Source organism: Caballeronia ptereochthonis (genome assembly GCF_001545075.1).
Classification (GTDB): Bacteria; Pseudomonadota; Gammaproteobacteria; order Burkholderiales; family Burkholderiaceae; genus Caballeronia; species Caballeronia ptereochthonis.
The window spans coordinates 184,909-198,533 of record NZ_FCOB02000007.1; the positions used below are offsets into that span (position 1 = coordinate 184,909).

General features: G+C 59.3%; 8 protein-coding genes and 2 pseudogenes. 2 read left to right on the top strand and 8 right to left on the bottom strand.

The window, feature by feature from the left end:
- Positions 1-199 precede the first annotated feature (199 nt).
- Together AWB83_RS09740 and AWB83_RS09745 are read left to right on the top strand one after the other, a co-directional pair.
- On the top strand, positions 200-1,522 hold the full coding sequence (locus AWB83_RS09740) for an MFS transporter (protein WP_208636733.1): 1,323 nt from the start codon (positions 200-202) through the stop codon (positions 1,520-1,522).
- Positions 1,523-1,642: 120 nt separating this feature from the next.
- Positions 1,643-2,701, top strand: a complete 1,059-nt coding sequence (locus AWB83_RS09745; RefSeq protein WP_087044676.1) for a beta-keto acid cleavage family enzyme — start codon at positions 1,643-1,645, stop codon at positions 2,699-2,701.
- Positions 2,702-2,862: 161 nt separating this feature from the next.
- Here the strand turns inward: AWB83_RS09745 and AWB83_RS09750 are convergent.
- The 8 genes and pseudogenes from AWB83_RS09750 to AWB83_RS09790 all read right to left on the bottom strand — a co-directional run bounded on the left by AWB83_RS09750 (position 2,863) and on the right by AWB83_RS09790 (position 13,616).
- A pseudogene (locus tag AWB83_RS09750) lies at positions 2,863-4,004 on the bottom strand (aminotransferase class V-fold PLP-dependent enzyme).
- Between the two features lie 48 nt (positions 4,005-4,052).
- Positions 4,053-4,622, bottom strand: a pseudogene (locus AWB83_RS09755) (cation:dicarboxylate symporter family transporter).
- Positions 4,623-4,745: 123 nt separating this feature from the next.
- Complete coding sequence (locus AWB83_RS09760; protein WP_087044678.1) at positions 4,746-5,129, bottom strand: MAPEG family protein; 384 nt, start codon at positions 5,127-5,129, stop codon at positions 4,746-4,748.
- A 79-nt stretch (positions 5,130-5,208) separates the two neighbouring features.
- Positions 5,209-6,072: a 4Fe-4S dicluster domain-containing protein gene (locus tag AWB83_RS09765; protein ID WP_087044778.1), complete on the bottom strand. Its 864-nt coding sequence runs from the start codon at positions 6,070-6,072 to the stop codon at positions 5,209-5,211.
- Positions 6,073-6,082: 10 nt separating this feature from the next.
- Positions 6,083-9,061: a molybdopterin-dependent oxidoreductase gene (locus tag AWB83_RS09770; protein ID WP_087044680.1), complete on the bottom strand. Its 2,979-nt coding sequence runs from the start codon at positions 9,059-9,061 to the stop codon at positions 6,083-6,085.
- A gap of 218 nt (positions 9,062-9,279) precedes the next feature.
- Positions 9,280-10,017 carry an OmpW/AlkL family protein gene (locus AWB83_RS09775; protein WP_087044682.1) on the bottom strand — a complete coding sequence of 246 codons (738 nt, stop codon included), beginning with the start codon at positions 10,015-10,017 and terminating at the stop codon, positions 9,280-9,282.
- 639 nt (positions 10,018-10,656) lie between these two features.
- Positions 10,657-12,663, bottom strand: coding sequence for an acyl-CoA synthetase (locus AWB83_RS09785; protein ID WP_087044686.1), 2,007 nt, complete (start codon positions 12,661-12,663; stop codon positions 10,657-10,659).
- Positions 12,660-13,616 carry a fumarylacetoacetate hydrolase family protein gene (locus AWB83_RS09790; protein ID WP_087044688.1) on the bottom strand — a complete coding sequence of 319 codons (957 nt, stop codon included), beginning with the start codon at positions 13,614-13,616 and terminating at the stop codon, positions 12,660-12,662. The genes AWB83_RS09785 and AWB83_RS09790 overlap by 4 nt, the downstream gene beginning before the upstream one ends.
- Between the last annotated feature and the right edge of the window lie 9 nt (positions 13,617-13,625).

The window sequence follows — 13,625 nt, forward strand, 5'->3', positions numbered from 1 at the left end:
CCGCCAAAGCAGTTCCGACTCCGCCGACTGTCGGCTCTCCCATGCTTGCGGTTCATGTTCAACACTCGACATGCATGAGGTCTAACCCCTACTTGGTTAATGTCGACATGAATTAGGGGCGATGATAGTCTTCAATCGTGGTGAAGAAGTTCGTCAATCACGAGAGGAGACGCCAGTGAATCTATCAACGACCAACGAAATGCCTGCCTCAACCGCTGCAACTCGCGATTCTTCCCGCACTTATGCGTGGGTGGTTTTCGCCTTGATGTTCTGCCTTTTGCTTTCCGACTACATGTCGAGGCAGGCACTAAATGCCTTCTTTCCGATTCTGAAAGTCCAGTGGCAGATGTCCGACACGCACCTGGGCTCGATCAGCAGCGTCGTGCCGCTCACGGTCGGTATTCTGACGCTGCCGTTCTCCATCTTCGCCGACCGCTGGGGGCGGGTGAAAAGCATCGCACTGATGGTCGCGCTATGGAGCGTCGCCACATTGGGATGCGCAATTGCAAGCAACTATGAAGAGATGCTCGTCGCGCGCTTCTTCGTGGGCGTCGGCGAGGCGGCCTATGGCAGCGTCGGAATCGCGATAATCGTGAACATCTTCCCGAAGCACATGCGCTCCGGCATTGCCGGCGGCTTCACTTCGGCGGCCGCGTTCGGATCGGTGCTCGGCGTCTCCCTTTCGGGCATCGTCGCGACCCACTTCGGCTGGCGCTGGTCCATGGGTGTCATGGCGATCTTCGGGTTCGTGCTGCTCATCGTCTACTGTTGCGTCGTGACGGAGAAAAGGCTCGAACGCGCGCATCTGGAAGACGTCGCGCCGGTCACATACGGATCCGCCAAGCTGACATTGCGCGCACTCATCGCAGGCATCTTCCCGAGCCGATCGGTGTTCTGCGCATACCTCGGATGCGCGCTTCAAGTATTCATCCAGGGAACGCTCTTCGTGTGGCTGCCCAGCTATCTGAATCGTTACTGGGGCATGTCGGTCAGTCAGGCGGCGTTGACGGCGGCAGGCCTCGTGCTGGTCAGCGGTGTGGGGCAACTCATGTGCGGCGTGATCACGGACCGGATCAGCGGAGGTTCTTCCCTCAAGCGATGGAACATGGCGATCGCCTATTGCCTCGCGCTCGGTGCGCTGCTGACGATCGCGTTCCAGGTGCCGCAGGGCACATTGCAACTCGTCCTGCTCGCTTTTGCCGTGTTCTTTCTTGCAAGCTCGTTTGGCACATGCAGCCCGATCATTGCCAACGCAACGTCATCGGCCATTCACGGCTCGGTGTTTGCGACGCTCACGCTCTTCAATAACATCCTGGGTCTTGCAGCCGGCCCATTCCTGACCGGCGCGGCTGCCGATGCAGTCGGCCTCAAGGTCGCCTTGCATTGCCTTCCGCTTCTGGCAGTGCTTCCGTTCATCATGTTTATCGTTGGCAGGCGGTTCAGCTTGGCGGAAACGTCGCGTTCAAGACTTGAGCAAGCGATGCTGTCACGAAATGGCAAGTCTCAGGCGTCCGATGTATAGCGGGAACTCGCTCCTCACCAGATGATTGAATCTGCACTCCAGACAATCGGAAACCAACCCTTCGGGGCGTTTTTCATTGAACGCTCTCGCCTTCAAAACTTTTGATATACAGCCATCACCATGAATTTCCTTGACGGTCACCTTTACCCCGAGAATCAGCAGCCCCTGATCATCACAGCCGCTCCCTACGCGCCGGGCTGGATTCCCTCAGACTTCCCGGAAGACATCCCTGTCACGATGGAGGATCAGATTCAGAAGGCGGTCGATTGCTATGAAGCCGGCGCCACCGTGCTACATCTGCATGTGCGCGAACCCGACGGCCGGGGCAGCAAGCGGCTGTCCATGTTCAACGAGCTGATTGCCGGAGTGCGCGCCCGCGTACCTGAAATGGTCATTCAGGTCGGCGGCTCCATTAGCTTCGCTCCCGAATCGGAGGGCGAGGCGGCTAAATGGCTGAGCGACGACACACGACACATGCTGGCCAAGCTCGATCCGAAGCCCGACCAGGTGACCGTGACCGTCAACACCACGCAAATGAACGTGACGGAACATGCCGGTCTGGATGACTTCAAAGGCGTTTCGCGAGGATTTCCGCACCTGTACGAGACCTACAAGGACATGATCGTCCCATCGAATCCGAGTTGGGTCGAAGAGCACATCCGACGCCTGACGGCAGCCGGAATCCAGAGCGAGTTTCAGTGCTACAACATCAATAGCTTCGAAACCATCGAGCGGATGATTCGCCGCGGCATCTACAAGGGTCCGCTGGTGATGAACTGGGTGGCTATCAGCGGCGGGATGGATCAGGCAAACATCTACAACCTGGCCAACTTCCTGCGGGCCGCACCGGACGGCGCAGTGATAACGGTGGAAAGTTCGGTTCTGAACGTATTGCCGGTGAATATGATAGGGATCGCCCTGGGCCTGCATGTGCGATGCGGCATCGAAGACGTTCTCTGGAATCAGACGCGCACGGGCAAGATGAGCTCCGTCGAACAGATCAAGCAACTGGTGCGCATCGCCGGCGAATTCGGCCGTCCAATCGCGACGGCAAAGCAGGCAAGAGAGATCATGCAGATCGGCGTTTTTTACGAGACCGCGGACGAGACGCTTCAGGCCAACGGCTTCGCGCCCAATCGGAATGGCGGCAATCAAGGTTTTCTGAGGAAGCCGGTCTGAGAAGCGCTTGCCTCGATATCCGATTCCGAGCGGCTCCGGATGACCGTGTGTGATCGGCTCCGGACCGCGAAGGCGAAGTAAAGCGTCTCATAGCCTTGACTTCAAAACGCACCGGGCATTTAACGAAAACGTCCCGACGCGTCACTCTCTCGCCCGATTACCTATTCGATCCGCCTCGCCGACGCGATCTCCTCGGTCACTGCAAGGAACCTCGCCACATCGCCCGGTCCGTGACAATGCAACGGAGAGATACGCACGGCACCGTCGAGATTGAACGATTTCAGCATGCGGCCGGAGTAGAGGCTCGTGGCGATGCGTTCATACACCATCACTCCACGCTCTTCATACGCGCGCACGGCGGCGGTCGGGTCCAGACCATCGAAGCCTATGCCCGCGATCAGGTCACGGCACGTCGATCGTCGTGGTCCCAGAACACCTGCCCGCAGTCGGTGGCTCGCAGACCGCGCTGCCCTTCGACGCCATCGAGCATCGACAAAAGTAGCGCGCGCTCGTGTTCCTCGATACGCTGCATGCCCTGCACGAAGAGCTCGCGCCGGTCTTGGGCGTCGCTGAATTGCGCGCCGATCAACGCGACGTAATCCACGATTGCGCTCACCAGGGCGAACTGCGCCGGCGCGGGACTGCCGAGTTCCCAGACACCCTTCTTCTTCGCATCGAGCCGATGATGAAAAGATCCGGCTTGCGGGCACGCGCCTGCTCGACGATGGCCGCGATATCCAGCTTCGCGCCCGAAATATTCGAGACATACATCACGCTCAGCAGCGCCGTGTCGTCATCGATCAGCGAGACGATCGCATCGACATCGACGCCGCCCGTCCGCGCGTTGCTCGGCGCGACGCGCAACGCGCGGACGCCTTGCCCGTGCGTCGCAGTACAGCTTCATCGCATCGAAGGACGATGGATGTTCGAGAATAGTCGTGACGGCGTTCGTGCCAGGAACGTTTTCCATTACCGCGCGCACCATCTCGAACATCGCGGCCGACGCCGTCAGTGAAAGATAGACGCTGCCATCTCGCGCGTTGAGGATGCGGGGAATATCTTCCTCGCCGCGCGTCTGAATGTCCTGCAAATACAGCGCGCGTTCGTGCATGCGCTCGGGACAGTCCGGCAGTGCATCGATGCGAGCGAACGCATCCAACGCCGCTCTGAGCCTGAACGATCCGCCGGCGTTGTCGAAGAAAAGACGCGCACGTCCGTCGACATCGTGATCGATGTAATGAAAGCGGCCCTGGATCTGCTCCATGAGCGATTCGGAAAACAACTGCCCCTGGCGACTGCTCATCTCACTTGCTCCTCGTTCCAAGATTTCCCTGTCTGTCTTCACCGATGCTCAAGCGTCCAGCGATGCGACATAAGCTTTGCCCTTCTCCGCGTCGTACTGACCTTCCCATCTGGCGATGACGAGTGGTGCAAGCGCATTGCCGACCACGTTCGGCGCAGTGCGTCCCATATCCATGATGCGATGGACGCCCGCGATGAACGCGAGCCCTTCGAACGGCAGACCCGCGCTCGCGAGCGTCGTCAGCAGAATGACGAACATGAAGCCGGGCACACCCGCCGCGCCCTCGGACGTGACGACCATCGTCAGCACGAGCACGATCTGCTCTTGCAGTCCGAGATGCACGCCATAGAGTTGCGCGACGAACAGCGTGCCGATGCCGAGGTAGATCGAAGCGCCGTCGAGATTGAACGTGTAGCCCGTTGGCACCACGAAGGTCGTGATGCTTTACGGCACGCCGAAATCCTCCATTTTGTTCATCAGTTGCGGGAGCACCGTCGCCGAACTGCACGCCGAAAACGCGATGATGAGCTCATCCTTGATGACCCGGAGCAGCGTGAAGATATTGAAACCGAAAAGCCGCGCGGTCACACCGAGCACGAACACCGCAAACAGGATGATCGCGAGATACTGTAACTCACCACACTAGATGCGCGATACCGTATTCGGTGCTGATCTGAAAGTATTCGTTATGCACGGGTAGCTTCCCAAGAATTCAGTTATTGGTCTGTCTGTCGCATCTCATCAAAGCAGCATGGCACATAGCGCCAGACCGGCGCCGTAGGTCCCAAGTGCTCCGACGAACCGGAACGGATTGGGTTTGGCCATCGTGGGCCACGCGATAAGTCCAATGACGAGCAGACAACGGCACGCGGTTGAAGCGACGATCAGCGACTCGGCTACGATTGAAGGCGATCGCGCGCCAAGGTAGAGAAACAGCACCGCGAGGAATGGCGCATATTCGGCTGTGTTGGCATGAGCCCGAACGAGCTTGTGTAGTCGGTTCGTGGGGTCCGACTCGCAGCCAAAGTTGGTACCTTCGTGAAAACGTATCACTGAGATGGACAACCCGAGGCCGAAAAGTAGCAGCCCAAGAATCATCACGCATATGAGGGCAACAATGTTCATTTTAACGAGCCTCCTTGAAAGAAAATCAACGAACATCGGTTGGCAGGTAGCATTGCATGTGGTCGCCCCAGTACGATGATTACGTGACTTCCACACCTAAGGTTGCCTGGACGAGACTGACCTCGCCTAAATAAACGCTTTCACCCAACTCGCATTCGCGGCAGGCGCTGCCGAGCGCATGTCGGATTTCGACACGATAGGTGCCGCTTCCTTTAGCCAGACCGCCGAAACGGAAATCACCGAAGCGGTCCGAGACGGTTTCAGCCAGCTTCTGATCGCCGAGATACAGAGCGACCTTGGCATCCGTTACGCACTCGATCAAGTCGCCTATACGGGCGCTGATGCTCGCGCCGATGAAGCAGCTTTCCCAACGCTCCAGCCCGCTGTACCACACACGCGGCTTTGTGCCCAATTTCGGCCGCAATACTTGGAGCCCTTCGCGTCGGGCCTTCTCGGCCATCGTTGCATCATCGACCTTGACCGTCTCGAACACCTCGGTGGGGCAGGACTGCTGGCACCGTGGCTGGGGCCAGCCCTGGTCAAGCAGATGGGCGTCAAAAATCCACGTCTGCGGCAGTTGCAGTTCTTCGTTCCAGACGATCGCCTGGTACGGGCACGATTTCACGATGTCCCTGCGGCCCCGCGCTTTCTCCGGGTCGATGATGACGATGCCGTCGGCGCGCTTCCGAATGGCGTCGCCGGCCACCCGCATGCACGGCGCCTCGTCGCAGTGATTGCACATCACCGGCAGGTAGGTCGTTTCGACCATGTGTGAATCGCCTTGCACGCGTCGCAGAATGCGGATTGCGCTTTCCGCACTGGCCGCGGCGGGCGCGGAGTAACCGGGATAATCATTACCGACATGCTCATCGCGCGCGGCGATGACGCAGTTTTGGCAATTCTCGCATTGCCCGACATTGATAACCAGATTCCACTTGCTCATGGTGTGCTCCTCACGCCGCGCGGCCGAGCATGAACGCATCGGCGCCTGTCCACTTTTCAACCTGCACAAGGCAGGAATTCGGGCTCATGCTGCTCGTGCCCGCCGTTTGAGGCCGATCGGGCGTCAAGATGTTCATGCAACCCCCGATTTCGACGCGTTCTCCGTCTATCTCGATCATCTGGAATTCAGCGCTCGCCTCGTATGACTTGACCACACCGGCGGCGACCAGCGGCGACACGTCGGCCGCACAGATCACCACGCCCCGGTCGTTGTAGACCTTCACGAGATCGCGGTGCGCAATGCCCCGAGCCGTCGCGTCGGCGGGACTGAGCCGCAGCAGCCAGAAGCGATGCCCGCCAATCAACGCGCGATGATCTTCGACGCTGTTGACCGATGAGTTCTTGCCATCGCAATGGGTATGAAAACTGTAGCGGCTGTGCGTCGCGACCAGTTGCAGCGGATAGCGCAGAGCCAACTCCGAGCGCAGCCCTTCCCAAGAGGGGATGTACAGGTTCACCGGTGGTCGCTCGGGATTGTCCGCGGTGTGCCGCTTCAGCAACTCAGGCACGAACTCGAACTTGCCGCTAGGCGTCTGCAGACCCATGCCGAACTGTTCGGCGTACTGGGACGGCATCGGATGCGGCTCCGGCAAGTCCTTGCGCCGCCCCTCTGCAAACCAGCGCATGTCCACGGGTTGGCGCAGTTCGGGCTTTTCGGGTGGCACGACGAAGTAGCCTTTGCGGCAGAACTCGCGCCACGCAATGTGATCTGGCAGATCAGACGAGTCGAACACTCGTTTGACCCAGTCGAGCTCGCCACCTCCCTCTGTGAACACGCCCCCAAGGCCGAGACGAGTCAGGATCGCGGTGAAGATATCGTAATCGGAGCGAGACTCGCCCAGTGGCTCGATGCATTTGTGCTGTAGCGTCACCATGCGATGATTGACGGTACTAAAACCATGATGCGCGTAGCCACCGGAATTGGACCATTCGCCAATGTCCCAACGCTCCAGCGACGTGCACGCGGGTAGGATGATGTCGGCGAACTGCGCCTCGCCCTCCATCCAGATCGACTGATTGACCACGAACTCGATGCTCGGGTGCCGGTAGGCCTCGGCCCAGCGCCCCGACTTGGTGACCGTGCTGAAAGCAGACCCGCCATAGCGATAGATCATGCGGATCGGCGAATAGCCCGGCATCGGATAGCTGAAGGGCGCGAACTGGGCCTCCTGAGACATGCCGTCCCAGAGATAGCCCGTCGCATGGCCGTTGATGATCGCATCGGGCAGTTGCTGGCGCGGGACCATCTGCTTCACAGGATTCATAGTCAGGATATGCGGCATGCGCTGATAGTTGTTGACCGCATTTGCGGTCCACGCGAGATCGCCCGACATACCACCGTCCGCGTAGCCTGGAAAGTAGAAATGCAGATCGTGCGGCACACCGATCTCGAGACAGCCGAAATTCACACCCGGCTTACCCCAGCCCTGCATCGCCATCATCATGACCATGCATCGCGCCCATTGGGCTCCCGTTGCGCCCCGCCCCGCGCCACCGAATCCTGCGCCTGTCATCCCAACGGCGAGATAAACCTTCTTGTTTCCCCACAGGCGCGCAAGCGCACGAACGTCCTTCGCCGGAACGCCGGTTTCGAGCTCCTGCCATTCGGGTGTTTTTGGCGCGCCATCAGACTCGCCCAGAAGATAGGCCCGCCATTCCTCGAACCCTGTCGTCCGGCTGGCGACGTAATCCTTGTCGTACAGACCCTCCGTCACCCACACATTCATGATGGCGGTGGCGAGCGCCGCATCGGTTTGCGGCCGAACTGGAATCCATCGCCCGCCAAGTAACTGCGCCGTCGGATTGCAGTGGGGATCGATATGGACGAACTCAATTCCAAGTTCCTTGGCCCACAGACGCCGCGGCGTACCTTCAAACCCGGCATAGGCGCCGTTGGTACTTTCCGGATCGCAGGACCAGAAAACGATCATTTCCGCCTCTTTCAGACAATCCTCGATGCCGCCGTAGCCCGAGGGCACACCCACGCGCATGGAGTTGCCGAAATGATGCATCGCGCCCCAGTACCACCCTTCCCAGCTGTCGGGATTCGCGGCGACGCGGGTAAAACCAATCAGGTTGGCAAAACGGGTGAGCGCGCTGAGGTAGTAGCCGATATTGCCCCATTGGTGGTGGGACGACATGGGAAAGGTAATGGAACCAGGGCCGTGGACGCGCTTTTGCCGGTTAATTTCTTTCGCGACAATGTCCAGCGCCTCGTCCCAGCTGATCGGCACATAGCCGGACATGCCACGGTTCTGGGGGTTACGCTCGCCATCGGAGTCGAAGTCGATCCGCCTCATCGGATGAAGAATCCGCTTGTCCGAGTAGACGAGCGACTTGATCGCCAACGCGTGGGGCGCAACGAGACCGCGCCGCGGCGGGCTGAAACGGCGTCCGCGCGCCTCGATCTCCCAGCTCGGAGCATCGTTGCCATCCAGATCGATCGGCGTTACGCGAACGATGCGGCCCTCCTTCACGTAGACGAACAAAGGCCCGCCGTTCGTGCAGGTCGTATAACGATGCGTGCCATCGCGCATGCGCATGCCCATCGGCAGACCGATGGTTTGCATCATGCTCAGTGTTTGCATGAGCCAAACCAGCAGCTCGTCGTCGCCCTCGGTGACCACCTTGAAATTTTTCGCCGCATGAATGATCTCGGCTCGGTCGGGGCGTGGGGACAGGAATTTCAGCGCGGTGGCAACATCCTTGAAGGCCATGCGAACATCGGGTGTCCGATGCCCGTGCTTGAGCGAGCAAACGCGCCCGTTCTTGAACTGAATGAGACGACCGATGCTGTGATCCATGAGGCCGATCCATGCAATGAGATCCCGTTCCTTCAATCGATCGCGATAGGCGGGAAAGCGGCGTGCCGTCAAGTCGAGCACCTTGGGCAGCGCAAACAGAATGGTTTTGAGGACTTGTCGTTTCATCGTTCGACCCGGAATGACGGATTGTCCGAGGGAAAGGACATACACGCATAACTGACCGCTACTATCACGCGCTCGAGCCCATCGGTCGAGCGCGCGGTTGTGTCGGGGTGTGGGCGATCGGCGTGGCTAGAAAGGACGCTTTCGAGCTCTTTGTTGTGCATGGAAACCTCTTGATTGGTTGCACGTCTGCCGCCTTGCCGGGCGGCTGAGAACGCCTGCTAAAAGGTGTAGGCGACGTTCAGGAAAACGTTGACGGGATTCATCCGGATCGTCGAAGTCGAAACGACGTGCGTACCATTTGCCGTCGTTCCGTCCAGCGTGAGGTGGGTCTTTAATGGGAGGTAACCGACAGCAGCTCCGACAGACCAATGCTTCGTGAGTGCGTAATACGCGCCGATCTCGAATACCGGGTTCCACGATGAGCTGAGCGACGCGTGCGCCGTCCCGCCAGGGCCAAGGTTGTCGGTGACGAACTGAGCGTTCGTCGTGCGAACCTGGGTGTACCACGTATAGTTCACGCCCAACCCAACAAACGGACGGAACTTCGATTGCGCCTCAAAAAGGTGGTATCGGAAGACGATAGCGGGTGGCATCGGTCGCGTCGACCCGAGGGTGCCATACTTTGCGAGCGTGCCGTCACCCACGAGATTTACTGTCAGTGGAAGGCCGATGAGTGTGGCGACGCCGAAGTTGTCGGTGATGTAATACTCGGTGTTGACTCCCACCGTATCGGTGGACGTCGCGTGCGCCCCGGAACCAGGTACTTGCCGGTTCACGGTCATACCACCCACGCTTTCAACGGTGAGCGGCGTTGCATTTCCCTGTGGCGCGACGTGAAGCCATCCTGTTGCGAGGGTAAAGCTTCCAGCCGTCTGAGAACTTGCTGTATCAGCAAGCGCAGCCGAGCCGATACAGATCGCTGTCCCCGCCGAGCGAATCATCGTCCTGCAGTTCATCAAGTGTCTTCTCCTGTCTCGTTGGCTGAAGGTCTTCTATGGGGCACCCAACCGACCCGATCATTTGCCGCCTCAGATCGGCCCGCTGGGTTGAATCCAAATCCGCGTACCCATTCAGCATTTAGATAGTTATACTAATTTTTTAGCGATGAATTTTTTCGCTATCGCTGCGCTCTCAATCCTCCGTGCCGGGTACTACGCAAATTGAAAAGGTCAGTGACGCATCCTGCCGCCCATCGCAGGTTCCTGTGCGCGTGGCGGCGTTCGCTCGGCATATCAGTGAACCCGCATCGCCAAGCGATCAGCCTCCGGGGGAAATACCCACCACGATCCGTCGCAATGCCGGAAGAAAAACAATCCCATCGGCCCTTTGGGTGAAAGTAGCTCAATGTGCACGCAAGGCGCTCGATTCGACTGTGCGCGCCCCACTCGCGTCACCCGCAACGGCGTCTGCGAAACAGGTCCAAACCATTTTTCAACGAGTGAATGCAACGTCCTACCTGATGCGAGACTCATCTTCTTCCCAACCGAAAACCAATGCGGCTGCGATCCGGTAACAATGGCAGTTCAACGGCGATCCGAGCGCAAGGTCGGGTGCCTGCGCGTGTTTCAGCACGCACGCCGACGTCCGTACTCGCGTCACGTCGAGACGCGGGGCGTCTCGGTCGCCGTAGGGCGATTGCCGTTGCCTTGCGATGTTGTCGCGACAGTAATCGAGAATGTGAAAGGAAACCGCCCTAACACGGAACTCGCCAATCCTTCGAGTTCCGCATTCGGTACTTCTGCGTGAACGGCAAGTCCCCGCGAAAGGTCTTCGGATATGGCGACGGTGGCCTCTACGCCAGCTTCCGCGAGTGCAAACTGCAGGGCGTCGGCCGTTTCTTTTCGTTTCAGCGCTGGTTTGAAAATCTTGCCAACACCCGTCAGGGGCATCACGTCGACGACCCTAATTCCCTTCGGGAGCGAGGCACGCTCACTGATCTCGTCACGCAGAAACTCGGCCAATTCCGCTTCGCTTGCGCTTACGCCGGTCTTAAGCTGAACATAAGCGACCGGTAACTCCCCCGCATGGATATCGGGGCGGCCCACGGCAGCGGCAATCTGGACTGCGGGATGGCGATGAAGTGCTTCCTCGATTGCCGCGGGATCGATGTTGTGTCCACCCCGGATGATCAGCTCCTTCTTGCGGCCGGTGAGCCAGAAATACCCGTCGGCATCGCAGCGCCCCAGATCGCCGGTATTGAGCCACCGCGCGCCGTCACCCAGTTCCAGCCAGATGCCACGGTTGTGCTCGGGCCTCGCATACCCAGCGAATACGTTCGGGCCGGAGATAACCAACTGGCCCACCTCGTCCACCACGCAGTCCCGTACATATCGGCCGGTTTCGTCGACCAGCACGGCCTTCATCGCTTGGCCGGGCAGCCGAAGACCGATCGAACCAACCCTGCGCTCACCCAGCGGTGGATTAACGCTGCTCACGCAGGTGCCCTCCGTGAGACCGTAGCCCTCGAGGATCCTTACCCCGGTGCGTTGCTGGAAGGTGCGCAGCAATTCAACCGGCATTGGCGCCGCGCCACACAAGCCATATTCGAGCGAGCTGATATCGCGCTCGTCGACGGGACTATCGAGCAGAGCGCCGAAGAGCGTCGGCACGCCGCTGAAGAAGTTGATGCGGTAGTGTTCGACGATTTCCCAGAAGCGCTTGACCACCCCCTCGCCCCGATACCCTTGCGGTGTGCCGACGACAACGTGGGCGCCACGCGAGAATGCCAACAGGCCCGTGACCGTCACGGCGTTGACGTGAAAGAGTGGCAAGCCGCAAAACATCGTTTTTCCGGGACCGATGCTTTCGCCGAGGAATTGACCTGCGTTCCACGCGTTGGCCACCTCGTTGCCATGCCGACGCATCGCAATCTTCGGCAGTCCCGTGGTGCCGCCTGTGCAGAAAAAAGATGAAAGATCGTCGAGGCTCGGTCGGCGCGAGTCGCTCAAGATCGCGCCGGATTCACCTGCGATTGCGTCGCCGAAGTCGTGAATGCGTATCCTCAATGGAACAGCATTTTGAATACCGTTCGCGCCCTGCAGCTTCGCGCACTCGGCGCTTTGTAACGTCCGAACAGCGGGCCGCTTTTGGCTCGAAATCCGGTCGGCCAGATCGACGAGTACCAGATCGCGCAAGGCCGGGATCTTGTGCAAGACCGCTTGCACCTTCTGCCATAGGTCGGTTCCGGGAAACGGCGCGAGCGTGACCAGCACGCGGGCGCCCGAGGCATTGAGCAGTTCGCCGATGGCCTCCCCCTCAAGCAGCGGATTGATCGCGCAGACGATTCCGACCGCTTCGCCTCCCCAGATCACGAAGTGGGTTTCGGGCAGGTTCGGCAAAACATAGGCGACGACCATGTCCCGATGCACACCCAGTCGAGAAAGCAGGTTGGCGGTACGCGTGATCTCGCGCACCAGTTCGCCGTAGGTCCAACAATCCGAGTTCGCATAGTCGTCGGCTGTTGCGAAGAATGTGAGCGCAGGTGCCGATGGGTTGATCGCGGCGCCCCGGCAGATCATCTCGAAGGTACTGGACGGTAAGTCCGCCCGTTGCGCTTGAGTTTCAATCGCCAGGACATCGTCTAGGGTCGCGACGCCTTTCATGCTGCCTCTTCAATGACGACGTTATGTTGAACGCCCAGATTGATCGAGCGGTCGTAGCTCGCGATAAATGCCTCCACGACATCGCCCACCTGGAGATACTGCTGCCTCTCTTCCTGCATCTTCAGGAACATTCGCCATTTTTCTGCGTCCGGCAATTGCGCCGCCGCGCGTTGTTTCTCGGGTGTGGGAATGGTCAACGCGCAACCGGACGGCGTGCCCGTGGCGAGCAGGTCCCCGGTGTGCAGATCGTGAACCCCCGAAAGCTCCGTCAAGGTCTCGGCGGGGCCATACACGAGGCCAGCGGTGGTGTCGTTCTGGCGCACCGTGCCGTTCACCGTCAGCGTCAGCACGAGCTCTTTCAACTTCGGAATATCTTGTTTCTCGAGCAAGCAAAGATAAGGACCGACGGGACCAAACGTCCGATAGCTCTTGCCCTTGTAGAACTGCATCTGCGGAATCTGTATATCGCGCGCGGAGTAATCGTTGACGATGACGGCGCCAGCAATGTAGTCGTGCAAGTTCTGGTCGGTGACCGTTTCGCGGGACGTGATGTTGCGCTTGAGTACGAGACCGAGCTCGATCTCGTAGTCTAAAAAGCGAACTTCTTTGGGTTTCACGACGTCCGAGTTCGCAGGGACGATGCAGCTCGGCGCCTTCGTGAAAATCATGTTGAATTTCTTCACGTCAGGGTCCAAGCCCGACTCGATCATATGTTGGCGGTAGTTCGCGCCTTGGCAGATGAACTGCTGATTGGCGGTCACGGGCGACAACCACTGTACGTCCGATTCGCGAATCGACGGAGCGCCAAGTACCAACAGCCGCTCGACAGGATTCGCCTCGATGAACGCTGCGGTCGATTCAAATTCGCCGGGAATCGGGGTGATCGCACCGTCAGCCACCACCCCCCACTGGGCGCGGCCTTGGTGCAGGAAATGCAGAACGTGAAGTGCCATTTGTCGATC

What these genes read in the sequence shown, in the direction of transcription:
- AWB83_RS09770 (WP_087044680.1), bottom strand. Translation starts at nt 9,061, where the DNA reads ATGAAACGACAAGTCCTCAAAACCATTCTGTTTGCGCTGCCCAAGGTG.
- AWB83_RS09745 (WP_087044676.1), top strand. Translation starts at nt 1,643, where the DNA reads ATGAATTTCCTTGACGGTCACCTTTACCCCGAGAATCAGCAGCCCCTG.
- AWB83_RS09785 (WP_087044686.1), bottom strand. Translation starts at nt 12,663, where the DNA reads ATGAAAGGCGTCGCGACCCTAGACGATGTCCTGGCGATTGAAACTCAA.
- AWB83_RS09775 (WP_087044682.1), bottom strand. Translation starts at nt 10,017, where the DNA reads ATGAACTGCAGGACGATGATTCGCTCGGCGGGGACAGCGATCTGTATC.
- AWB83_RS09740 (WP_208636733.1), top strand. Translation starts at nt 200, where the DNA reads ATGCCTGCCTCAACCGCTGCAACTCGCGATTCTTCCCGCACTTATGCG.
- AWB83_RS09765 (WP_087044778.1), bottom strand. Translation starts at nt 6,072, where the DNA reads ATGAGCAAGTGGAATCTGGTTATCAATGTCGGGCAATGCGAGAATTGC.
- AWB83_RS09760 (WP_087044678.1), bottom strand. Translation starts at nt 5,129, where the DNA reads ATGAACATTGTTGCCCTCATATGCGTGATGATTCTTGGGCTGCTACTT.
- AWB83_RS09790 (WP_087044688.1), bottom strand. Translation starts at nt 13,616, where the DNA reads ATGGCACTTCACGTTCTGCATTTCCTGCACCAAGGCCGCGCCCAGTGG.